The following is a 23,608-nucleotide window of genomic DNA, read 5'->3' as shown; positions in this document are numbered from 1 at the left end:
ATTTTTATATGTTGACCTTTTGAGGCTCGACGTTGACCTTTTGAGGCTCGACGTTGACCTTCTGAGGCTCGACGTTGACCTTTTGAGGCTCGACGTTGACCTTTTGAGGCTCGACGTTGACCTTTTGAGGCTCGACGTTGACCTTTTGAGGCTCGACGTTGACCTTTTGAGGCTCGACGTTGACCTTCTGAGGCTCGACGTTGACCTTTTGAGGCTCGACGTTGACCTTTTGAGGCTCAACGTTGACCTTCTGAGGCTCGACGTTGACCTTCTGAGGCTCGACGTTGACCTTCTGAGGCTCGACGTTGACCTTCTGAGGCTCAAAAATGCCCTGGCGATTAAAAATTGCGGCTACACAGACAAAACCCACCTGCGTGGGTTTCAAGAATCTTTGGATACAAAATGCGAAAAGGGCATAACAATGTTATGCCCCTACAAATTATGTGTATTTTAGAAAGTTTACAACTGGTATGATTACCTGTTTTAAGCTTTAACTAACTGGGACTTCGGATTGCTTTTTCTTAGAACGGCGGTTAAACCTGCGTCCCATCTCATCAATTACTGCATCTAAACCTGCGACATCACCGCTAGCTTTGGCATAGCTATACACTGCTAATGCTGCTGCATACGCTTCACTAGCAGCAGTTATACAGGTATCATCCACCAATTCTTGCAGTTGCGTTAGAGACAACAGCACCGGATACAAGTCCTCATATATTTCCAAGTCCCGGCGCATTTCTTCTAAATCAAAGTAACGAGGCAAAAAGTTAGGATTTTGTGTTGCCACTTCTAAGGCTTTGCTGACAAAAGCCCGACTTTTATCTCCCATCTTCAGCATCGTTCGCCGATCTTCAGGGGTCAAATCTACCAAAAATGGTAACTTTTCTCTAATTGTAGCGATCGCTTGCATAACTGCTTCTTTATCTGCTGGGGCTAGGCTAGCACTGATGCGATTTTCTGCCATTTTTAATACTCCTTTAGGGTACTTAATTTCAGTATTCCCAAAGTCACATTGCTTTGCCCCAAATTTTAAATTAACAATTAAATACTACATAGAATCGAGCCGATGACGTAGTTGGCTACTAAAAGCATCAATCACTGTGACGACTACCAAAAGCACCAGCATCATGGTTGTTGCTTTGGTGTACTCAAACCCGTCGATGTAACTTTTTAATTGAAAGCCAATACCACCTGCACCAACTACACCCAAGACAGAAGCAGCACGGATATTGTACTCAAACATCCAAAAGGTGTAACCCAATCCCAAAGGTAGCACTTGAGGAAGAATGCCGTATTGAGCAATCTGTAGCTTGGAGGCTCCGATAACTTGCAGGGATTCAAGAGAACGCGGATCAACCGCTTCAATTGCCTGTTGATAAAATTTGGCAAGGTAGCCGATGGTGTAGATTCCCAAAGCTAAAGTTCCTGCTGGTGCGCCTAACCCAGTGGCGGCAACAAAAATTAGCCCCAAAATAATTGAAGGGACGGAACGTACAGTATTTTGTAACAAATTAGCTAGCGATCGCAACCACCCAGGCGCAATATTGCTGGCGCTAGCTATAGCAATCGGTACAGAAAGAATGGCTCCAATGGTAGTTCCCCATAAAGACATTTGTACAGTTTCAATTAGTGCTTTAACTGCAATATCTAAAACTTTCCAATCGGGAGGAAATAACCGGGTAATAAAATCGGTGATGTATGGCCAGCTAGAACTTAGCAGTTCAAAATCGAGTTTGAGTCCTCGCAAAGCCCAACCATAAACTACCACAACAATTAATGAGATGAGTAGAGAACTCAGCCAAGGGTAGAAGCGTAAGCGTTTTAATTTAAAAAAGGAACTCATATTGTATTGAAGAAGAATTCAGAATTCAGGAGTCAGAATGCAATACTGTTCGGTTAAGACAAGACGCTATAAATCGCCGTCTCTACAAAAGATTGATTATTGTAGAGACGGCGATTCATCGCGTCTTTTTTGTGAAATCAAATCCCACTCAAGCGGAAACTTTAGCAAATTGAGCTTGTAAGTTGTCACAAAATCCTTGATAAACGACGCGTCCAGCATCTAAGACGATCGCTTTTTGGGCGTATTTTTCTGCGATTCCCAAATCGTGCAAAACTGCAACAATAGTCATACCTTGCTGAGTGTGCAATTGGGATAGAGTTTGCATAACTTGTTGGGATGCTACAACATCTAACCCAGTGATGGGTTCATCGACTAAAAGAATTTGCGGTGATTGAATTAAAGTCCGAGCGATGGCTACTCGTTGTTGCTGTCCCCCACTTAATTGACTGGTTTTTTGAAAAGCTAACTCTCCGAGTCCTAACTGTTCTAGTAACTCTAGAGCCAAAATGCGATCGCGTTTGGAAAATCCCAACAATGTTTGCCAAGTTGTTCTTTTACCAAGGCATCCGGACAAGACATTTTCCAGTGCTGATAACTGCCGAATCAATCCGCCACCTTGAAATAACATCCCAATATCGCGCCGAATTTTTGGCAGCGTTCGGGAATTCATCTCAACATTATTGACGAGCAATTCTCCTCTGGCTGATGGCACTAATCCAACTAGCGATCGCAGTAAGGTAGACTTACCAGCACCATTTAGCCCCAGCAAAACGACAAATTCACCGCGTTTAATCTGGCAATTAATCCCATTGAGAATAGGACGATTGAGAGAAGGAGCATAAGCTGTCTCTAGGTTATGACACTCAATAACATAATCATTCATAGAAATTTATTGAACAGAATTCAGTAGTCAGGAGTCAGGAATCAGAATGAACTTTGACCGAAAACGCGGATAGCGCCGCGTCTCGTAGAGAGTGTCAAGATTGGTGAATTCTGAATTCTGAATTCTGAATTATGGTTCAATGCCAGCGATTTGTAGAGCCTCACGGATAGTTGCTAGGTGACGATCGTGGTCAACTCGGACTAATTCTGTGGAATTATACAAGTCGCTTAACAACTTATTATTTTGCGACTGATTTAATTTCAGTAAAGCGTTGATGATTTTTTCCCGTGTTGGGGCTGGAACATCATTATCAATGGCAATACCGTGGGCAGGTACACCAGTAATTTTGTGCAGAACCCGTAACTGATTCTTCTCTTGGGCGGTGATATAAGGTGGATTCAGGGCATATTCTGACACAACAGCCACATCAGCTTGACCACGCACAACTGCTTGCAAGGCTTTGCTGTAATTGCCGCCGTAAGAAACTTGACCAAAGAAATCATCTAAGCGATCGCGGTTGGGTACAAATTTCTGTTTGACCAACTCAGCGACAGGGATAATAAACCCAGAGCCAGAAGTAGGGGAAGTAAAAGCAATTCTTTTGCCCCGTAGTTGTTCTAAAGTGGCTTTAGTTGAATTTTGAGTTTTGAGGGGACTATTCTTGGGGACAACAAATGTTGAGCTATAAGTATATCTGCCAGAATAAGTGGAACGAACTTCGGCTAGATACAAGCTGGCATTTGCTAATTGTTTTGCTTTCAAAGCTGGACGGCTACTTAAAAAAGCGACATCAGCCCGATTTGCTCTCAAAGCTTCCACAGCAGCTGTATCATCACCAACTTGGGCGACGACTGGAATTCCTAACTCTTTCGATAAAAAAGCTCCTACTGCATTTGCCTTATTTTGCAAGTCTGTAGAATCAGCACGACTGGGAAAAACTATCGTTAAAGTCTTCAACCCTTGGGCAAGTAAGCGTGGTGTTTGTTGATTAGCAGTGGGGTTGGCGATCGTTGCCTGCATAGCCCCTACTGTGCTGACTACTAGACCTGTAAGCACTGCAAATGCCGCGCCAGCGCCCAATAAGCTCTTTTTCTTCACACTCATTTGCAACTCTCCATTAGGAAGTTTTCTTAGTTCTTTTGCTAATTAATTGCAATTAACCCCTAAAAAATATTTATAGCTTTTAAGAACAAAAGTCAATAACAAAGCCTAGTTTGTTTGCAGAGTTGTAGGCTTTTTTTATGAGTGTAGTGGTACTAACCGTTAATTACAGCGATCGCATCAATTTCTACCAACACATCTTTAGGTAAACGCGATACCTGCACACAAGCCCGCGCTGGGGCAGTATTTTCCGGGAAATATTTAGCATAAATGGCATTCACCGCCGCGAAATCATTCATATCAGCTAAAAATACAGTGGTCTTCACCACGTCTTGAAAAGTCGCCCCGGCGGCCGTGAGGATGGCTTCAAGATTAGCTAATACTTGCTCAGTTTGCTTTTTGACATCATCAGTGTAGACGACATCACCAAGGCGGGGATCGATGGCAACTTGTCCAGCGATAAATAGAAATTGACCTGAAGCTGCGATCGCTTGATTATAAGGGCCCACTGGTGCGGGTGCGTTATCAGTATTAATTACTTTACGGGTCATAGATATTACTTTCTTTAACGATGTTTCCTGTTTACCGATTTCTGCTTCAGCTGCGATCGGTTTATAGACTTCTCCATCTGGCATTATCGCACCAGTCAGGTCTGCATCTTTAAAAGTTGCCCCATAGATATCTGCTCCAGTTAAATCAGCCCTTCTCAAATTTGCTCCATCTAAATTTGCCTGGATTAAATTTGCCCATCGCATATTGGCTTTTTCTAAATTCGCTCCTTGGAGAAATACTTTTTTAAGGTTTGTACTTTGAAGAGATGCTGCTGTAAAATCTATACCAGCCAAATTCATGCCTGAGAGATCAACTTTGTGCAAATATGCTCTATGAAATATATTTCTTTGAAGTTTGGCACTTTGCAATATTGCCTCAGTTAGGTTTGCCAAAGTTAAGTTTGCTCCAATTAAGTACGCCTCACCCAAGTCTGCCTTAGTTAAATTAGCTTTACTGAGATTAGCTTCAGCTAAGGAAGCCGCAGTCAGGTCTGCACTACTAAGATTTGCTCCACATAAATTTGCTATATCTAAGTTTGCATAAATCATTGTTGCACTACTTAGGTCTACATTTGTCAGGTTGCCCTGTTCTAAGTTTGCATAATTCAAATTTGCGCTACTCAAAGTTGACCAACTTAAGTCAGCACCATTAAGGTCTGCCCAACTAAGATTGATTGAAGAACCCTCTATCCCACTCAAATTTGCATTTGTTAAAGATGCTTTACTGAGGCTAGTGCTATTAAGTTTCGCCATAGTCAGGTTTGCGTCACTCAAATCTGCTCCATTCCAATTTGCCTTAGATAGATCTATATCACTTAGGTTTGCACCTTTAAGGTCTATGCCTTGGCGATTTTTAGTAAACTGCCGCCCTCCTGCTGCGTATTTTTCTAACAGTTCTTCAGCGTCCATAATGCACCTTTAAATACCACTGACACAGTATAATCACAAAAACTTTGTGTCATAGGTATTCTTCTCCCCTCTGCCTTCGCGTCCTTTGCGTCCTTCGCGGTTCGTTCCTCTTACCCCAACCTCAGACGTATCGCATAATGCCATCAAGTCAGCATTGCGATCGCACTCGTATAATACTGTTACAACAAACTGCAAAAGATCATTGATGAATATTAAAGAAATACTGCTCCAACAAATTGAATCATCCTCAGATGTTCTACTAGCTGAAACACTGGATTTTTTACGTTTTCTCAAGACAAAACCAACAACCGAGGAAATATCTCTTGACCTGTCAACGGAAAAAAATGATGATACTTCCAATCATCAAACGAAACCGGAAATAAAGGAAGCAACACCAATTCTTAGAGCCTCTAAAGCAGAAGACTTGCTAAAATTTACCGGAACTTGGCAAGGAGATGACTTTGAAGAGTGCTTACAGCTAGTTTACAAAACCCGTTCCCAGGCTGAATTTTAGTTTAGAATCTTGGCTTTGACATTTTCCCAACACCAACGAATTTCCGTATGCTAGAGAATTCCAGATATTCTCCTCCCCTCTTCTCTCTGCGCCTCTGCGGTTCGTTCCTCTTATCCCAACCTCGGACGTATCCCATAATGCCGATACCGCCAATAATCGCGCAGAATGCGATCGTGGTCAAAACATAAATTACCAGGCACACACCAATACTCAAAAATTCCTACACCCTTGGCATCATCCCCAGCCTTGGGTTCCCCCGTAGCTGTCGCCAAAAACACAATGCTAATCGTATGCTGACGCGGATCGCGATTGGGGTCAGAATACACCAGTAATTGTTCAACTAATTCCACCTGTAAACCCGTTTCTTCCTCAGCTTCTCGACGGGCCGCCACTTCCACGGCTTCCCCATAATCTACAAACCCACCAGGAATAGCCCAACCTAAAGGTAGATTATGTCTTTCAATTAACACTATTGGCCGATGAGGTCGATCTACTAGTTCAATGATGATATCAACTGTCGGTGCAGGATTTCGGTAAGTCATATTTATGAGTCATTGGTCATTGGTCATCAGTCATTAGTCATTCGTCACTTGTACTGAGTTTCGACTGCGCGGAAATCGAGCGAAGTCGAGATTCAACTACCGCGTAGTCGTTGGCGTAGCCTCTCGTTAGAGAAGTATTAGTTATTCACAAAGGACAAATGACAAAGGACAAATGACAAACAAAATGAGTTTACTTGATTTACCGTGCAAATACTGTTCCATGATAAATTCGATGCGTTGGCTTTGCCACTGCCCCTTGGGCAATCGCGTAGCGTGTGCATCAAACAATTGCTCCTTCTCATAATTCAGGTTACTTATGCCTTTTCCTAGATCCAGTGGTATTTTGCTGCATCCTACATCCTTTCCCAGTCGATTTGGCGTTGGAGATTTAGGCTTAGAAGCCTATCGCTTTATTGATTTTCTCAAAGATACCCATCAACAATATTGGCAAGTTTTACCCCTAGGCCCCACTGGATACGGTAATTCACCGTATATGTGCTACTCGGCAATGGCAGGAAATCCCCTGCTGATTAGCCCAGAAAAACTGCGAGATGAGGGTTTGCTATCTGAAGAAGACTTTGCTCATTTACCAGGATTTCCGGTAGAAAAGGTAGACTTCGACCAGGTTGTGCCAATTAAGATTGGGCTACTCAAAAAAGCCTGTGAAAACTTTAGATCCAATGCTACGCCTATCCAGCAGAAAGAGTTTGAAGGTTTTTGCGACAGCAAAGCCTACTGGCTAGATAATTACGCCTTATTTATGGCGCTGAAAGATGACCATAATGGTGCAAGCTGGCATACATGGGAAGCAGAATTCGTCAAGCGTAAACCCGAAGCATTAGCTCAAGCAGAGGATCGGCTCAACGGAGATATTTTTTATTACAAGTTCGTCCAATTTGAGTTTTTCCGGCAGTGGTCAGACCTGAAAAGCTACGCCAACATGCGCGGTATTGACATTATTGGTGATATCCCTATTTACGTATCTCACGATAGTGCTGACGTGTGGGCACATCCCGACATCTTTTGCTTAGACGAAGAGACTGGAGTTGCTGCTCAAATGGCAGGAGTCCCACCAGATTACTTTAGCGCCACCGGTCAATTGTGGGGCAACCCAGTTTATAACTGGGAGGAATTGCAAAAACAAGACTTTAAATGGTGGGTGCAACGCTTTGAAGCAATGCTAGATTATGTTGATATAATTCGCATTGACCACTTCCGAGGCTTTGAGGCATATTGGTCAGTACCCAAAGGCGAAGAAACTGCCATGAATGGTAAATGGGTGGAAGCACCTGGAGACGCTTTTTTTGCAGTGATTAGGGAGAAGTTGGGCAAGCTACCCGTCTTGGCAGAAGATTTGGGAGTAATTACACCAGAGGTAGAAGCGCTCCGAGACAAGTATGAATTTCCGGGAATGAAGGTTTTACAGTTTGCCTTTGGTTCCGATCCGGAAAATCCATTCTTACCATTCAATTACCCGCGAAATGCTGTAGTTTATACCGGCACTCACGATAATGACACAACTGTAGGCTGGTTCAATTCAGCTAATGACAACGAAAAGCATAACTTATGGCTTTATTTAGGTTCTATTAGTCCTGAAGGCATCCAATGGGATTTAATTCGCCTAGCTTTGAGTTCTATAGCTAATCAAGCGATTATTCCTTTGCAAGATGTTTTGGGATTAGGAAACGAAGCGCGGATGAATTTTCCTAGTACTGCTGAGGGTAACTGGGGGTGGCGCTATCAAGCAGAAGCGTTGAGAGATGAATTACGCGATCGCTTAAAAGTTCTTACCAGACTTAATGGACGCGCCCCACAACAAAATTAAGGAGTGGGGAGATGAGGGAGACAAGGGAGACAAGGAAGAGGGAGGAGTAAATGCCTCCTTGTCTTCCTTGTCCTCCTCATGCCTCTCATCTCCACTAGTCTTTTTATTGTCTGCGAGACGCTGCGCGTAGTTTGCTTGCCTGTAAGGGGTAATATTTTGAATTTATTTCTCCCTTATCTCAAAACTTAGGCTTGGCAGCAATCCTAACTTCTTCCTCTTTCCCTGGCTCTCCCATTTCCTTAGCTTTCTCCTGATTGACGCTCATCAACACACCACCAGCATTATCAGTTTTCACTGTCAGTTGCTCTTGAGCTTTCCAAATCCGGTGAGTTCCCTCTGGAAGAATACCCTCAAACTCGGTTTTACCATCGGCTATGACGCGAATCCAAGATGACGCTTTCAAAGTGACACCAATTTGTACAACCTGTTCCTCTTGTCCGCCGTCATGGGGATTACTGACAGGTTGAACTTTTAGGGAATCTTTTGGTTGGTTTGGCTCTGGGTTAACAATGGATTTTTGTTTTGGGTATAGTTGGTTTTGGCTATTGCTTGCTTGTAGTACTGCGTTATTTAATAACTGAGACAACCCATTTACTGAGCATACAATTAGCAATATGTAAAGAAAGTAAAGATGAATTGGACGTAGTTGATTAATGGGTGAAGTATTCCCCATACCTTGAGGGTTTAATTGTGCAGAACTGATGGGAAAAGTGCCAGAAAATTCAACTCCATTCAAGCCTAGAGCATCGGCAAATTGCCTGATCAAACCCTGAATATAGACTGGTTCTGGGAGATCGTTTATATTACCTTCTTCGATCGCCTGCAATAATCGTTGAGGAATTCTGGTTAATACAACCACTTGCTCTAGAGATAGACCCTTTTCTTGACGCAAAGCCCAAAGTTGAGCGCCCAATTCTGCCAACTTTTCGGTTCGTTGTTGCTCTAATGAAAGCGATGGCTGGTGATTATTTTTCTTTCTTAGCCATTTCATGCCTACTGACACTCCTTAAATCCACTGAATCAATAATTAGGTTGCGTTATCTGATCTTGCAAAAAGCGAATTTCATGATCGTTGAGGGAACGATATTTACCCTCTGACAATAAGGGTTCTTTTGGAGTTTGTAATTGAATTGGGCCGATAGCAGTTCGATGCAGCTTGATTACTGGGTATCCTAACTGTTGAGCTATCCGGCGGATTTGGCGATTTCTTCCCTCCTGCAACACTATTTCTAAAAAGCTTTGTTCGGCACGATGTTCTATTAGGTGTACCTTAGCAGCTCTGGTTTTTCTACCCTCTAACACCACACCCTCACGCCACATTTGCAGTACTGCTTCTGGGGGATGTCCTTTGACCAAAACATGATATGTCTTGGAAATGCTGTGGCGGGGATGGGTTAGTCCAAATGTCAGATTTCCGTCATTTGTAAGGATTAATGCTCCCGTTGAGTCTGCATCTAAACGCCCAACAGGGTGAATACCTGAACCCTCCCGTAATTTTTTCGGTAGTAGATCCAGGACTGTTGTTCTTCGGTGAGGGTCGTAGCAAGTCGAAACTACTCCCGCAGGTTTATGTAGCAATAGATATATTAAAGCCGGACGCTGCTTTTCGGATACAGTTTTACCATCAATTGCGATCGCATCTTTTTGGGGATCAACCTTTTGACCCAAATGTGCCAATTCCCCATTGATTTGCACCCGTGAGTGCCTAATCATTTCTTCAGCTTCACGACGTGAGGCGATGCCCCATTGAGCAAGAATTTTTTGTAACCGTTCCTCCATCTGGAATTGCTTATTTACTGTTAACAATTAAATGATATTTGCATTTTGTAGCGAGTAGGCATAAATGTTACATTTAAGACTTGTTTAATTTCTGTCCAGCTGTTGAGCAAACACTCATAAACAGATTGCTTAGATGCCAGAGCAAAATTCTCAAACGACAAATGCAAATAAAATCCGCATAATTACGCAGGTACTCACAAAAGCCCTAAAGCTCTGGTTAAGAGCGCAAGTGAGCCAAATATCAGAATTAGAAGTGGAGATTAAAGCAAGCGATCGCCAACTTCTATCTGGGCGTATCCCCTTGGTATCTATTTTTGCTACTCATGCAGTTTATCAAGGTCTCCTAATTACACAAATTCAATTAACGGCAGAAAATATTCAGATAAACATTGGTTCCGTACTTAAGGGAAAGCCATTACGGCTGTTAGAAACAGTATCAGTGGTTGGCGATTTGATCGTAGACGAGAATGATTTGAATACTTCTCTCTCATCTGACTTATTATCAACTGCTTTGAGCGATTTGCTGGTTAAGGTTTTACCAACAAATTTCCCCAAGTCACAACCAATAAACTGGCAAGAAATTATCCTTGATAACAATCAAATTATACTGCGAGGCTTGAGAGTAACCAATACAGAAACAATGCCTCTAGAGATTTGTCTGGGCGGCTTACAGTTACTTAGTGGGCATGAGTTGCAACTGACACAAATAAAAATCAAGCCCCACGATGGAGATATATTAGACGACAATCATGAGTACAATTTGGATCTTGGCTCAGATGTCGATATCCAAGAACTAACGTTGATCCCAGGCAAACTGGTTTGTAGAGGGCAGATTAACGTTAATCCTTAGATCGTGAAAAATTAAAAAATAGTAATACCCTATTTTAAATAGACGTAGCGCCTCTCAAAGCATGATGAGAACAAGAGCAAAAGGATCAGGGGGTATGAAGAAGAGATAAGGGAGACAAGGAGAAGGGGGAGACTTGTTCAATAATTCCCCCTTGTCCCCCTTGTCCCCCTTGTCTCCCTTCCTCCTTCCCCATGCCTCTTGTGAACTCAACCCAAAAGCTCTATAGTAGCGGCAACAGTAGTGTCACAAAATAATAAACCAAAGGTGCTGTAAAAATATAACTATCAGTACGGTCTAAAATACCACCGTGACCGGGAATTAATTGTCCGGAATCTTTAACTCCAGCATCCCGCTTGAGCATAGACTCGGTAAGATCCCCTAAAAGACTAGCAATGCCAATCAACAAACCCAATGCTAAACCAGTCAACAAGGATCTGGGCAAGTGGAGATAATAGGCTCCTGCTATGGCTACAGCAACACTTGAAGTAATGCCAAATACAGCACCTTCTACAGTTTTCTTCGGGCTAATCTCAGACAGACGGGTTTTCCCAAAGAATTTGCCAATGGTATAAGCACCAATATCGGCTGCCCAAATACACAAAAAAGTCAGCATTGTTGCTGTAAAACCTTGTGGTAAAGAAGCAGAACTTGCCTTTTCCCAGAAGTCTGTCCAAGTTGTAGGCCAGTAACCCCCGAAAGGTAAATTGCTAAAAACGGCACTATCAATTGCTCGTAATCGCACCCAGTAACTCGGTAAATAACCTACGTAAAATAGCCCCATTATAGAAGCAGAAACATCAGCGATCGTGGCAAATTTGGGCTGAAATAACAGGTAAAAACAGATAAGTGTGCCAGCTAAGGGCATCACAGCGTCAGCTAAACTGCCATCAATGGTACAAATTACTAGCAAAACTAGGCTGACAGCCATAGTGGTTTTAGCGGCGGGAGCGATGCCTCTGGCTCGCACCAAATTAAAATATTCCTGTTGACCCAAAAAGATGACAACCGCAAACATGATGGTAAAGTACCAGCCACCCAAAAGGGTAACAGAAAGAGCAAGAGCGATCGCAACAATTCCACTAATAATCCGAGACCAAGGCATAGAAGTATTAAATATTGGGCATTGGGCATTGGGCATTGGGCATTGGGAATTGGGCATTGGGAATTGGGAATTGGGAATTGGGAATTGATAAGAGATAGGGGGGACAAGGAAGAGGGGGGAGATAGGGGAGAGACTTGTTAAATAATTCTCCCCTTATCCTCCATGTCCTCCCTGTCCCCCTTGTCTTCCTTGTCCTTCTTGTCCCCCTCATCTCCCCCTGTCCCCCTGCTCCCTGCTCCCTTCCTTCTTCCCCATTCTCTAATCCAGTTTCTCACCACTAAGAATAAAAATGGGATCAACGGCGGTAAAGGTTTGAGAAAAGCCGCGTGTCTCTAAGCGGTTAACCGCAGACTGAACAACTTCGATATTTCTAGCTCTTAACAGAGAAAAGCTTTGAGAAATAGCATACAGACTTTCTAGATTAACAGCTGTAGCTACAACCCGACCGGATGGTGGCAAATAATGCCATGCTGCTTGCAGAATATCCTGGATAGGTCTTCCTCCCTCAATGCAAACGCGGTGAGGAGCAACCTTGAGGTCATGTAAACACTCTGGAGCACTACCTTCAATAACTTCGACGTTTTTCACATCAAAGCGATCGCAGTTCCGCTTGATCAGGTTAGCTACTTCTTCATCCCTTTCTATAGCAATAATTTGACCCTTTGGACACAATAGCCCAACTTCTACAGGAATTGTACCTGTCCCTGCGCCAATATCCCACAATACAGAATCTGATGTTAGTCGCAGTTGGGCAATTAACAGTAGCCGGACTTCTCGCTGACTCAGGGGAATTCCTGGCAAATGCTCGAACAGTTCATCAGGAATACCAGGGGTAATATAAGGCCAAAGTTGGGAGGGCATAGAATTACGCAATTATACTAAAGATATGGATTTGCCGAAATTGAAAAGTCATAAGCTATAAAAACTTTTCAAACGTAGCATTATAAGAAACCATAATGATTGGTGAAATATTAGGCGAACGCTATCAAGTTCAGCAGCTATTAGGCAAAAAAGCAGGGCGACGGACGCTGGTAGCTCGTGATTGGAACACTCAGAAATTAGTTGTTATTAAGTTACTCTCTTTTAGTAGTGACTTTGAATGGGATTCACTCAAGCTGTTTGAGCGAGAAGCTGAAACTCTAAAATCTTTGTCACATCCCTTAATACCTCGCTATTTAGACTATTTTGAGGTAAATTCACCCGCCATCAAAGGATTTGCCCTAGTACAAAGTTATATCCCAGCAAAAACTTTAGAGCAATACATCCAATCTGGCCGGACTTTTACCGAAGTGGAAGTCAAAGAGATAGCCAAAGCACTTTTAGAAATTCTCATTTACCTACATGGGCTATATCCGCCTGTTATCCATCGTGATATTAAGCCTAGCAATATTTTATTGGGAGAGCGTTCTGGTAACAGTGTTGGTCAAGTTTACCTAGTAGATTTTGGCTCGGTGCAAACTATCCTCGCTACTGAAGGTGGAACTAGGACTGTGGTGGGAAGCTATGGGTATATGCCACAGGAGCAATTTGGCGGACGCACGGTTCCGGCTTCCGATCTTTATAGCTTAGGTGCAACTTTAATTTATTTAGTGGCGGGTACTCATCCAGCCGATTTACCCCAAAAGGATTTTCGGATTCAGTTTGAACAGGTAGCTAATGTGAGTCCTAAATTGACTCGCTGGTTGCAGCAAATGACTGAACCCAGTTTAGAAAGGCGTTTTAATTCTGCTGCTGGTGCGATTGCAGCTTTAGACAAACCACAAACGACAAACTTGCCTACTTTGGTTGTAGATAAACCAGATGGGAGTAAGATTCAATTAACCAAAAATGGGGATTCTCTAGAAATTATCGTTCCACCATCTGGTTTTGATCCATCAATAATATTCACAGGTTTATTTGCGATCGTCTGGAATTCATTTATCCTACTTTGGACAGTTAGCGCTCTTTCGGTCCCTTTTCCTGTCAACATCCCCTTTGCTTTGTTCTCACTTCCTTTTTGGGGTGCTGGCTTTCTCATGGTGTATAAACTTCTCTTTCATTTATGTGGACGAATCTGCTTACGCCTGAATGCAGAACAAATTACCCTAAGTTGGGAATTGTTTAGCTGGAAATTTTATCGCCCCCGTGCATCGTCAAGGCAAAGTATTAATAAGTTAGTTTACATTCCCAAACATTTTACTAAAAATTCTGATGACACTAGAATTGCCGTTCCAGCACAATTATATATTTGCTCAGGAGTACAAAAATATCAGCTTGGTGGAAACGATATCGGTATTAAATCCGAAGTAGAACTTGAATGGTTAGCTCATGAATTAAGTGATTGGTTGGGTTTGCCAATTACCAAGCCAATGGGAAGTTAGTCGAGCTAGCGATCGCTTTCTTTGTTCAATGTATTCAATTTTGCTGCAACCATATTTGACCTAAATTAATTAATTTATACTCCTACTCGGTAGCCAAAACTCCGAGGTAAATCTCCCGATTGAAAGACTGGTGAACAACACCAAAGTAGAATTCGTCATCCTATTGACTAACTTAATTTTCAAATAATTCACCATGTCAACATATAGATGGGATAAAAAATATTGGCTTCTACTTCTACCCCTGGTTTTTGCGGGTTTGTTAATACATATTAAATTCTGGCTAACGCCTCCCGATTCTTTAAAGGGGGATGATATTTACTTTATTTGGTTGGAAGGTAAAAGGATTATTACTGGAGAAAATCCTTATGCTAGGGTTTTGTTAGGTGACATGAGGGTCAATGATAAATATGCAACTTATTTTCCACTTGCATACCTTTTCTCTGCGCTAGTTCAAAAGCTTGGTTTCCGAGATTTTCGTGATTGGTTATATTTGTGGCGACCTATTTCTTTTGCCTTCCATATTGGTATCGTTGCCTTAACATTGAGATATTTTCAGATACGAGGTTTATGGATACTTGGCTTTGTAGCCTCTACAATTCTCTTATTAGGTCGCTGGAGTATCTATATAGTACGTGTTCACCACCTGGAATTTGCGGCGATATTTTTTTTACTATTGTCTTTAGTCATTTTGAAAGAGAAAACTAAACTTTCTTTACTTCTGTTTAGTATCTCTTTGGGAATTAAGCAGATTGCAATATTCCTGCTGCCTTTGTATCTCATCTACCTTTGGAAAAATGGAGCAGAAAATCAGCAGACTAAAAATTTAGTTTGGGGATTTTTTATTATTTTAAGCATTCCTCTTTTGACATCATTACCTTTTCTGATTTGGAATGCTGAAGGTTTTTTCAAATCCATCTTATTCTCAGCAACACGCTTAGAAAGTTTGCATATAGGGGATGCACCCTCCGTCGATGTTATTTTTTCTAAAAAATTCACCTGGATTGTAGGATTAAGAGCCAAGTTTCTCATGCTATTCCTGATGGGAATGCTTTACCTAAGTTTCCTGAAAGAAAAGGTGAGCATGTTTGTATCTTCCACAATAATTATGATGATATTTTTGTATTTTAATTCAGTACTATTCTTACAATATTTCTTATGGCCTCTATGTATCATTCCCTTTGCCTTGGTTGAATTGATACCTTTAGATCCTAAGCAAAAGAAAGATAAGCTTATCTTTTGACTTCAAAAATAATAGGAACCTTTGCGCGGTTTCTCTGTGCTGACGCGCAATCCCTGGCGTAATCTTCCCTACTTCCTTACCTCTTATTTGCCCCTAAATCATCAGATTTGAGCCATCAATGTCTATATTTAATTACAGATGCCTTAGAGGAAATTTATATGTTTGGACTAGGATGGCCAGAAATCGCTGTAGTTACCATAGTCGCTATTCTAATTTTTGGCCCTAAAAAAATTCCCGAATTGGGCACTGCACTAGGCAAAACCCTACGAGGTTTTAAGGAGGAGATGAAAACCCCCAGCGATGAAACTAATTCAGAAGAAGAAAAACAATAGTCAATAGTCAAGAGTCAAGGGTGAAAAACTTTGAAATGCTGAACTTGAGACTCTTGACTGTTGACTACAGTAGTGTGTTGACTACAGAAGAAGGTGCGATTCCATTTTGAGAATCAGCGATCGCTGTAGTATTTTGTTGATGTGTCTCTTCTTTGGCTAAACCACGCAGCTTAATTAACTTAATAGCCCTAGTCACGCTTTCTGGTAAAATCACCACCAGGCTGTTATCAGGAGCCATGTCTAAGCCTTTATTAATCGCTTGGGTTTCATCCAAAATTGATTCATAGCGGCTATCAGGCTTCACTTGGGTAATGCCTTGAATAATCAATTGGGCGGCGGAACCCCGTAAACGTCCCCGTGTGTCATCGTCTTCTTTGACAATGATGTAGTCAAAAATTTGTGCTGCTAATTTGCCCAAAGTCACAAAATCTTCGTCGCGGCGATCGCCCGGGCCACCAATTACGCCAATCCGTTGTCCTGTAGTCCAGTTCCGTACAAAGGAACCTACAGCTTCATAACTAGCTGCGTTGTGAGCATAGTCCACTAAAGCGTGGTAGTTGCCTAAATTAAATAAATTCATTCGTCCCGGCGTTTGACTAACTGAAGCTCGGAAAGTCTTCAAACCAGAGCGAATCTGCTCAATTGTGACGTTTTGCACGAATGCTGCCAAACTTGCAGCTAAAGCGTTGGCAATCATAAACGGCGCACGTCCGCCCATTGTTAAAGGTATATTTTCTGCTCTTTCTATCCGATGTGTCCAATCACCTTTAACAATTGACAAATAGCCACTTTCATAGACTGCGGCTACTCCACCTTTTTGGATATGCTTTCGCACTAATTCCGAGTCGGGGTTCATGGTGAAGTAAGCAATATTAGCCTTGGTTTTTTCTGACATAGCGGCGACACGGCGATCGTCGGCGTTAAGTACTGCGTAGCCATCAGGGAATACGGCTTCGGCTACTACACTCTTGAGGTTAGCTAACTGCTCAATGGTATCGATATCGCCTATCCCTAAGTGGTCGGCGGCTACATTTAACACAACTCCCACATTTGCGGCTTCAAAGCCCAATCCAGAGCGAAGAATGCCACCACGAGCCGTTTCCAGTACCGCTACTTCCACAGTGGGATCTTGGAGAATAACATGGGCACTTTGGGGGCCTGTGTTGTCACCAGCTTCTACTAAGTAATCACCGATATACGTTCCATCGGTTGTAGTATATCCGACTACTTTACCAGTCTGTTTATAAATATGTGCTAGTAATCGGGTAGTAGTGGTTTTGCCATTAGTACCAGTAATGCTGAGGATAGGAATTTGGCTAGATTGCTCGTTGGGGAACAGCATATCCATCACTGCACCAGCGACGTTGCGGGGAATACCCACGCTTGGGGCAACGTGCATCCGAAAGCCGGGAGCAGCGTTAACTTCAACAATTACGCCATCGACTTCCCGCAGGGGACGGCTAATATCTGTGGTGACGATATCGAGTCCGGCGATATCTAAACCGATAATCTTGACTACCCGTTGTGCCAACCACAGATTTTCTGGGTGAATTTCATCAGTACGATCTACGGCGCTACCACCTGTACTTAAGTTGGCTGTTGCCCTGAGATAACAAATAGTACCCTTGGGTGGAACGCTATTTAGGGTATAGCCTTGCCTTTCTAAGAGTTGGTAGCTGGTGCGATCTAGTTCAATCTTGGTCAGGACGTTATCATGTCCTTCACCACGATTTGGATCGAGGTTTGTTTCCTCAATCAGTTCGGAGATAGTGGATCTGCCGTTGCCAATGACGTGAGCAGGTACGCGTTCGGCGACTGCGACTACTTTGCCATTTACCACCAATACCCTATGGTCACGCCCAACGTAATATCTTTCGACAATAATTGATCGAGAAACCTGTCTAGCTGCTTCGTAGCCGGCTTCTGCTTCTTCCCAAGTTCTGATGTCAATGGTGATCCCACGTCCATGATTGCCATCCAAGGGCTTGAGGACGATGGGATAGCCGCCAACGTATTCAATAGCTTGTTCTAAATCGTCTAAGAAGTTGATTACTGTACCTCTGGGAACTGGCGCACCGGCTGCCGCGAGGATGCGTTTAGTAGCTTCTTTGTCGCAAGCTAGTTCTACACCCAGAATGCTGGTGTTGTCTGTCATTGTGGCCTGCATCCGCTTCTGGTTCACGCCATAGCCTAGCTGAATCAAAAAGCGGGCTTCTAGAGACATCCAGGGAATACCTCTTTTTTCTGCTTCTTTGATGATCGCTTCAGTGGAAGGGCCCAAGGAAGCATCACGGGTGAAGTCTTTTAGGTCTTGGATATCTTGCTCTAGTTCTGCCTTGGGATAACGGCCTCGATCAACGATACTCTGGCACAGCCGCACTGCGGCTCGTCCAGCGTAGCGTCCTGCTTCCTCATTTTGGTATTCAATTACTACTTGATAAATTCCGGGTGTGGCAGTTTCGCGGGTGCGACCAAAGCCGACGTGCATACCAGCTAATTCCTGGAGTTCTAAAGCTACATGTTCTACGATATGGCCGATCATCGTGCCTTCTTTGACTCGCATCAAAAAACCACCACGACAGCCAGGCGAACAATAATGACCCTCCAGACTCGGCAGCGCCTCAACTAGTCCTTCATAAAAGCCTGGAATTTCATTCGAGGGCGTCTCGGCAAGGGTTTCTAAATCGAGGCGCATGACGATCAGCTTGTGGCGTCGAATGCTCCAATAGTTTGGGCCGCGTAAGGTCTGGATCTTGAGGATTCTCATGGGAATAGGTAGATGGAGATTCGGAACCAAAATTCTAGTTTCATACTGTAATTGACCGCTAAACTGTTCGTTGCAAACAGTTTTTTCTTTTTACATAGTATTCTCATCATTTTTCTACAACAAGAAATAAATGTGCGGTCAACTGATTTGGGATTTTAGATTTATGATTTTGGATTAAAAGAGACAATTAGGGTACTTAGCTCTGGTAATTTTAGATTTACGATAGCGTAGCGTCAACTAGTCATCGAGGGGTTTTTAGATTTGTTTTACCCACTTTCTAGCGGCATCTGCCGAAAAGCTCTTTTAATCTATAATCCGTCTTGAAAAGTTTGCTAGGTCGGTAAACGCTCCTTACATACAACTTTTCGCAAAATCCAAAATCTAAAATTTGTGGTCAACTCAGTGTAACCTCAGATACTCTATCCCGTCAGCTGGAGATCCGGTGTACAGCAGGCAATACAGTGCGCTGGTACAGGTGGAAGCGATCGCCGTAGCTGAGGATATGGAGACGTAAATTATGCACGGTTAATGGTTCATTAGCACCAACATGGGGTTCGTTGGTGTGGGTGGCTTCAGTGGGATCGACAATGGTGACACTGCCTTTACCCATAACTTGTAACCAGCCATCACGTTCAAACACTGCACAAGTATCTTCGTCAATGCCAATACCTAAGCGATCGGGGTGAGCTGCGATCGCACTAATCAACCGCCCCATCCGATTCCGGTTGTGAAAATGTTGATCAACAATGACTTCAGGAATAAATCCCAAACCCGTTGCCATATCTACTAGGGAACGATTTGGCGACTCTCCACTCCCGCCGCCAGCAATCATGTGATGCCCCATCACTGCCGCTCCTGCACTGGTGCCTGCTAACGTCAGTTGCCCTGCCCTAACCCTCTGCCGAATAATTTCCATTGCTGGCGTATCTGCCAATACGCCACAGAGACGCAGTTGATCTCCTCCTGTCAAAAATACCCCACTACAGGCTTCTAAGGATGCTTTGATTTGAGAGGCTTCACACTGTTCGCGTTCGCGGATGTCTAAAATCTCTACCTTTTGGGCACCCATTTCTTCAAAAATGCGAATGTACCGACCACCAATGATGGCAGGTTCGCGAGAGGCAGATGGAATAATTGTAATATAAGCCTTACTAGCACCGGCACGTCCAAAAAAAGTTCGTAGGATTTCGCGCCCATGAACTTTGTCTTCTGCGCCTCCGATAACCAGAACGGCGGTTTTAGTTGCTTGGGGTGTCCTCATTTCTAGCGATTTAGCTTGTAATTGCGGCATTTTGTTTCTCCTGTCAACAACTTCAGGTGAATTTAACAAGGTTCAGAAGGCTGATGATTTTTGCGCTTTGCAACTTTTGAGAGGACACTTTGTGGAAGTTTTGAAACTGGGCAGCCACTCTCCGAATTCTCGCTTAACGCTCGCGTTGCCTCAGTCTAAACGTGTTTGTTCCCATTCCTCAAAGCCAGGGCCTTGTTTTTCACCTGTCCACTTGCAGCAGGGCAAAATAGTCTTTAGGGGGCTAGATTCTCCCTCTGGGGCTAGGGATGAGCAGGTAAGACTACGCTTTTTTCTGAGGCTGGCTCGATGCATCCTGGAAGTTGTTAACTTGATATGATTATTAATTTAAATGTAGTTGTGACAACATTTAAACATAAATTAAGTAATTAGAAAAACTTTTGATCCCATCTAAAATCCAAGAGGTCTGGTAGTTTTAGATACTATTGATAAAGTTTGACTGGAGTTTGACTCGACCTTGGCTTGGCGGTGTTTGCTAGACATCCAAATTTAAGATTAGTGTCCTTGAATACGAATAACTGTGCGCTTTGATATAGTTACACTTTTTCCTGACTGTTTTAACTCTGTTCTCAATTCTGGATTACTGGGTAAAGCCTTAGCTAAACAGATTGCCGAAGTGCATCTGGTTAATCCACGGGACTTTACCACTGATAAGCACCGAAAGGTGGATGATGAACCCTACGGCGGCGGCGTTGGGATGCTAATGAAGCCAGAACCGATTTTTACCGCTGTGGAGTCGCTGCCGATTCTACCCCGAAGAGAAATAATTTTGATGAGTCCACAGGGTCAAACAATTAATCAATCTCTTTTGAAAGAATTGGTGACAAATTATGACCAGCTAGTAGTTATTTGTGGGCATTACGAAGGAGTCGATGAGCGGGTGCTGCATTTGGTAACTCGGGAAGTATCTCTAGGCGATTTTATTCTGACTGGCGGAGAAATTCCAGCAATGGCTTTGATTAATGGTGTAGTGCGACTAATACCAGGAACTGTGGCCAAAACTGAGTCTCTCACCGCAGAAAGTTTTGAGGAAGGGTTATTAGATTATCCCCAATATACTCGCCCTGCCAATTTTCGCGGTTTGAAAGTACCTGATGTTTTGCTCAGTGGGAATCATGCAGCGATCGCCAGGTGGCGTTACGAACAACAAATTCAAAAAACCCGCGATCGCCGCCCTGACCTCCTGGAGAAATTGAAGCAGGGGGAGCAGGGGAGCAGGGGAGTAGGGGGAGAATAATAATTTCTAACTCCTGACAAATGACAAATGACAAATGACCAACAACAAATGACAAAAATTCGTATTGGTAACGGCTACGATATCCATCGATTAGTGAGCGATCGCGCTTTGATTTTAGGTGGAATTCAAATTCCCCATGAACTGGGTTTATTAGGGCACAGTGACGCTGATGTATTAACGCACGCGATTATGGATGCCATGCTTGGGGCATTATCTTTGGGGGATATTGGTCATTACTTTCCGCCTAGCGATCCTCAATGGGCGGGGGCAGATAGTTTAGTACTATTAACTCAAGTACATCAATTGATTCGGGATCGAGGCTGGCAGATAGGAAATATTGACTCGGTGGTAGTAGCAGAACGTCCAAAATTAAAGCCTCATATTGTTAATATGCGGGACAAATTAGCGGCAATTTTAGAATTAGAACCAAATCAAATTGGCATCAAAGCCACCACCAACGAAAAATTAGGCCCCGTTGGACGTAAAGAAGGTATATGTGCTTATGCTGTTGTCTTGCTTTTGAAAGAATAAAAATTATGAAATATTCTACAATTTTTCACATAATTAAGCGTTTTTGCTTACCAATAATTCTGGCTTCGGCAACAGCAATTACAGTTACCGCGTGCAACCCATCTAACTTTAAAACCGCAGCTGCACAAGTTCCCCAACTGGTGATTTCTACTACCACTGACCCTAAAACCTTTAACTACGCCCTCATCCAAGAATCTCCCAATATTTCTGGTTTCACTTATGAAGCATTAGCAACTCAAAACGGAATAACTAAAGAAATTGAGCCAGCTTTGGCTGAATCTTGGGAAATCTCCCCAGATAAACTGCGGTTTGTCTTCACCTTGCGAGAAGGATTGAAGTGGTCGGATGGTCAGCCATTAACAGCCGATGATGTCGTTTTCTCTTTTAATGACATCTACATGAACAAGCGCATTCCCACTTATATCCAAGATGCTCTCCGCATTGGGAGCAGTAAGACTTTTCTCAAAGTCCGCAAAGTAGACGATCGCCGAGTAGAATTTATTCTGCCAGAACCGTTTTCTCCTTTCTTGCGATCAATTGCAGCAGGGGTAGGAATACTACCAGAACACGCCCTACGTGCCACAGTGGAAGCCAAAAACTCTGATGGTAAGCCAGTGTTTATGTCCACTTGGGGAACCGACACAGACCCGAAAAAAATCATTGTTAATGGCCCTTACGCGATCGAGAGTTATTCAACCAATCAACGCTTAACATTTCGGCGCAACCCTTACTACTGGCGCAAAAAAGATGCACAAGGAAAACAACTACCATATATTGAGCGTGTAATTTGGCAAATTGTGGAATCGCCTGATACAGCTTTACTTCAATTTCGTTCTGGAGGGTTAGATTTACTAGAAATTGGCCCTGGAAATTTTCAATTGCTCAAGCGTCAAGAAAAACGGGGTAACTTTACTATTAAAAATGCTGGGCCTGACTCTGGCACAAGTTTTATAACTTTCAATCTCAATAAAGGTAGTCGCAATGGCAAGACTGTTGTAGATCCCATTAAGTCTCGTGTTTTTAACAACGTTGCTTTTAGGCAGGCTGTCGCCTACGCTATTGATCGCCAAACGATGATCAACAACACTTTGCGGGGATTAGGTGAACCACAAGACTCTCCAATTTCTGTTCCCAGTCCCTATTATTTTTCTCCAAAAGAAGGTTTAAAAACTTATGATTACAATCCAGAAAAAGCTAAACAACTTTTACTGGGAGCAGGATTCAAATACAATGATCAAGGTCAGCTATTGGATGCGGATGGCAATCGAGTTCGCTTCACAATGATGGCTGTTGCTGGTAATAGACCAACAATTACACCGAAAATTCAACAGGATCTTGGCAAGATAGGCATTAAGGTTGATTTACAATTTCTTGACTTCAGTATTATTGGAGAAAAAATTTCTAATACCCTAGATTGGGAATGTTGGTATGGAGCCATCACTGGTGGTATTGAGCCACAAGATGGTTTCAATGTCTGGTCTGTAGAAGGTAACTTTCATGTATTTAATCAAAAAGCTCAAGCCGGACAATCCCCAACAGTAGGTTGGAAAGCTACCGATTGGGAGCAGAAAATTGAAGACCTGTACATCGCAGGGGCAAGAGAGTTCGATGAAACAAAACGCAAAGCTATCTATGCAGAAACACAACAACTCTCACAAGAATATCTGCCTTTTATTCACCTATTTAATTCCCTAGCTTTAGTAGCCGTGCGTAATACTATTGAGAACGTAAAATACTCAGCCATAGGAAGTTACAATTGGAATATTTATGAACTCAAAGTAGTAGATAAAAAAGCTACTTAATATTTATGGGAATTGGGAATTGGGAATTGGGAATTGGTCATCGATAAGAGATAGGAGGGACAAGGAAGAGGGGAGAGACAAGGGAGAGACTTGTTGAATAATTCTCACCCTCATCCCCCTGCCTCCCCCCA

Annotated in this window: 23 protein-coding genes; 10 read left to right on the top strand and 13 right to left on the bottom strand. The window is 43.0% G+C overall.

What is annotated here, in order from left to right; translation table 11 throughout:
* The first annotated feature begins 19 nt into the window (after positions 1 to 19).
* On the top strand, positions 20 to 454 hold the full coding sequence (locus FBB35_RS34220) for a hypothetical protein (RefSeq protein ID WP_174708315.1): 435 nt from the start codon (positions 20 to 22) through the stop codon (positions 452 to 454).
* Positions 455 to 490: 36 nt separating this feature from the next.
* On the opposite strand, the gene FBB35_RS02355 is transcribed toward FBB35_RS34220, so the two are convergent.
* The 6 genes from FBB35_RS02355 to FBB35_RS02330 form a co-directional block, all read right to left on the bottom strand.
* On the bottom strand, positions 491 to 964 hold the full coding sequence (locus FBB35_RS02355; RefSeq protein ID WP_174708314.1) for a hypothetical protein: 474 nt from the start codon (positions 962 to 964) through the stop codon (positions 491 to 493).
* Positions 965 to 1,048: 84 nt separating this feature from the next.
* The gene (phnE, locus tag FBB35_RS02350; RefSeq protein WP_174708313.1) at positions 1,049 to 1,843 is read right to left on the bottom strand and encodes a phosphonate ABC transporter, permease protein PhnE; all 795 of its coding nucleotides are present in this window, start codon (positions 1,841 to 1,843) and stop codon (positions 1,049 to 1,051) included.
* Between the two features lie 148 nt (positions 1,844 to 1,991).
* A complete protein-coding gene (locus FBB35_RS02345) occupies positions 1,992 to 2,726 on the bottom strand; it encodes a phosphonate ABC transporter ATP-binding protein (RefSeq protein ID WP_174708312.1) in 735 nt (244 codons plus the stop codon).
* A 129-nt stretch (positions 2,727 to 2,855) separates the two neighbouring features.
* Positions 2,856 to 3,830: a phosphate/phosphite/phosphonate ABC transporter substrate-binding protein gene (locus FBB35_RS02340; protein WP_174708311.1), complete on the bottom strand. Its 975-nt coding sequence runs from the start codon at positions 3,828 to 3,830 to the stop codon at positions 2,856 to 2,858.
* A 152-nt stretch (positions 3,831 to 3,982) separates the two neighbouring features.
* Entirely contained in the window at positions 3,983 to 5,287 is a 1,305-nt protein-coding gene (locus FBB35_RS35330) for a Rid family detoxifying hydrolase (protein WP_174708310.1), read from the bottom strand.
* A gap of 33 nt (positions 5,288 to 5,320) precedes the next feature.
* The gene (locus FBB35_RS02330; protein WP_174708309.1) at positions 5,321 to 5,482 is read right to left on the bottom strand and encodes a hypothetical protein; all 162 of its coding nucleotides are present in this window, start codon (positions 5,480 to 5,482) and stop codon (positions 5,321 to 5,323) included.
* Positions 5,483 to 5,492: 10 nt separating this feature from the next.
* Between FBB35_RS02330 and FBB35_RS02325 the strand changes: the two genes are divergently transcribed.
* Positions 5,493 to 5,801 carry a hypothetical protein gene (locus tag FBB35_RS02325; RefSeq protein WP_174708308.1) on the top strand — a complete coding sequence of 103 codons (309 nt, stop codon included), beginning with the start codon at positions 5,493 to 5,495 and terminating at the stop codon, positions 5,799 to 5,801.
* A gap of 110 nt (positions 5,802 to 5,911) precedes the next feature.
* On the opposite strand, the gene FBB35_RS02320 is transcribed toward FBB35_RS02325, so the two are convergent.
* Positions 5,912 to 6,343, bottom strand: a complete 432-nt coding sequence (locus tag FBB35_RS02320) for an NUDIX hydrolase (RefSeq protein ID WP_012412054.1) — start codon at positions 6,341 to 6,343, stop codon at positions 5,912 to 5,914.
* A 316-nt stretch (positions 6,344 to 6,659) separates the two neighbouring features.
* Between FBB35_RS02320 and malQ the strand changes: the two genes are divergently transcribed.
* Positions 6,660 to 8,168, top strand: a complete 1,509-nt coding sequence (gene malQ, locus FBB35_RS02315; RefSeq protein ID WP_174708307.1) for a 4-alpha-glucanotransferase — start codon at positions 6,660 to 6,662, stop codon at positions 8,166 to 8,168.
* 178 nt (positions 8,169 to 8,346) lie between these two features.
* On the opposite strand, the gene FBB35_RS02310 is transcribed toward malQ, so the two are convergent.
* Entirely contained in the window at positions 8,347 to 9,159 is an 813-nt protein-coding gene (locus tag FBB35_RS02310) for a RodZ family helix-turn-helix domain-containing protein (RefSeq protein WP_174708306.1), read from the bottom strand.
* A 29-nt stretch (positions 9,160 to 9,188) separates the two neighbouring features.
* Entirely contained in the window at positions 9,189 to 9,947 is a 759-nt protein-coding gene (locus FBB35_RS02305) for a pseudouridine synthase (RefSeq protein ID WP_174708305.1), read from the bottom strand.
* 133 nt (positions 9,948 to 10,080) lie between these two features.
* Here FBB35_RS02305 and FBB35_RS02300 point away from each other — a divergent pair, with 133 nt between their 5' ends.
* Positions 10,081 to 10,797 carry a DUF2993 domain-containing protein gene (locus FBB35_RS02300; protein WP_174708304.1) on the top strand — a complete coding sequence of 239 codons (717 nt, stop codon included), beginning with the start codon at positions 10,081 to 10,083 and terminating at the stop codon, positions 10,795 to 10,797.
* A 220-nt stretch (positions 10,798 to 11,017) separates the two neighbouring features.
* Here the strand turns inward: FBB35_RS02300 and FBB35_RS02295 are convergent, their stop codons facing one another.
* Together FBB35_RS02295 and cbiT are read right to left on the bottom strand one after the other, a co-directional pair.
* A complete protein-coding gene (locus FBB35_RS02295) occupies positions 11,018 to 11,899 on the bottom strand; it encodes a phosphatidate cytidylyltransferase (protein ID WP_174713500.1) in 882 nt (293 codons plus the stop codon).
* A 258-nt stretch (positions 11,900 to 12,157) separates the two neighbouring features.
* On the bottom strand, positions 12,158 to 12,760 hold the full coding sequence (gene cbiT, locus FBB35_RS02290) for a precorrin-6Y C5,15-methyltransferase subunit CbiT (protein WP_174708303.1): 603 nt from the start codon (positions 12,758 to 12,760) through the stop codon (positions 12,158 to 12,160).
* Positions 12,761 to 12,855: 95 nt separating this feature from the next.
* Here cbiT and FBB35_RS02285 point away from each other — a divergent pair, with 95 nt between their 5' ends.
* The 3 genes from FBB35_RS02285 (at position 12,856) to FBB35_RS02275 (ending at position 15,831) form a co-directional block, all read left to right on the top strand.
* Entirely contained in the window at positions 12,856 to 14,259 is a 1,404-nt protein-coding gene (locus FBB35_RS02285) for a serine/threonine-protein kinase (protein WP_174708302.1), read from the top strand.
* A 193-nt stretch (positions 14,260 to 14,452) separates the two neighbouring features.
* Positions 14,453 to 15,499 (top strand): hypothetical protein, encoded by a 1,047-nt coding sequence (locus tag FBB35_RS02280; protein ID WP_174708301.1) that lies wholly within the window; start codon positions 14,453 to 14,455, stop codon positions 15,497 to 15,499.
* Positions 15,500 to 15,657: 158 nt separating this feature from the next.
* A complete protein-coding gene (locus FBB35_RS02275) occupies positions 15,658 to 15,831 on the top strand; it encodes a twin-arginine translocase TatA/TatE family subunit (protein ID WP_174708300.1) in 174 nt (57 codons plus the stop codon).
* Positions 15,832 to 15,895: 64 nt separating this feature from the next.
* Here FBB35_RS02275 and cphA read toward each other — a convergent pair whose 3' ends face one another.
* Entirely contained in the window at positions 15,896 to 18,598 is a 2,703-nt protein-coding gene (gene cphA, locus FBB35_RS02270) for a cyanophycin synthetase (RefSeq protein ID WP_174713499.1), read from the bottom strand.
* A 427-nt stretch (positions 18,599 to 19,025) separates the two neighbouring features.
* The gene (locus FBB35_RS02265) at positions 19,026 to 19,889 is read right to left on the bottom strand and encodes a cyanophycinase (protein WP_012412065.1); all 864 of its coding nucleotides are present in this window, start codon (positions 19,887 to 19,889) and stop codon (positions 19,026 to 19,028) included.
* 538 nt (positions 19,890 to 20,427) lie between these two features.
* On the opposite strand from FBB35_RS02265, the gene trmD reads away from it, so the two are divergent.
* The 3 genes from trmD to FBB35_RS02250 are packed head-to-tail and all read left to right on the top strand — an operon-like array spanning position 20,428 to position 23,477.
* Positions 20,428 to 21,144, top strand: a complete 717-nt coding sequence (gene trmD / locus FBB35_RS02260) for a tRNA (guanosine(37)-N1)-methyltransferase TrmD (protein ID WP_174708299.1) — start codon at positions 20,428 to 20,430, stop codon at positions 21,142 to 21,144.
* Positions 21,145 to 21,192: 48 nt separating this feature from the next.
* Positions 21,193 to 21,675, top strand: a complete 483-nt coding sequence (gene ispF / locus FBB35_RS02255) for a 2-C-methyl-D-erythritol 2,4-cyclodiphosphate synthase (protein WP_174708298.1) — start codon at positions 21,193 to 21,195, stop codon at positions 21,673 to 21,675.
* Between the two features lie 5 nt (positions 21,676 to 21,680).
* Positions 21,681 to 23,477, top strand: coding sequence for an ABC transporter substrate-binding protein (locus FBB35_RS02250; protein WP_174708297.1), 1,797 nt, complete (start codon positions 21,681 to 21,683; stop codon positions 23,475 to 23,477).
* The last annotated feature ends 131 nt before the right edge of the window (positions 23,478 to 23,608 follow it).

Origin of the sequence: Nostoc sp. TCL240-02 (assembly GCF_013343235.1) — a bacterium.
Taxonomy (GTDB): domain Bacteria; phylum Cyanobacteriota; class Cyanobacteriia; order Cyanobacteriales; family Nostocaceae; genus Nostoc.
The sequence above is the reverse complement of the archived record's forward strand: the minus strand, read 5'-3'. Positions and strand labels throughout refer to the sequence as shown.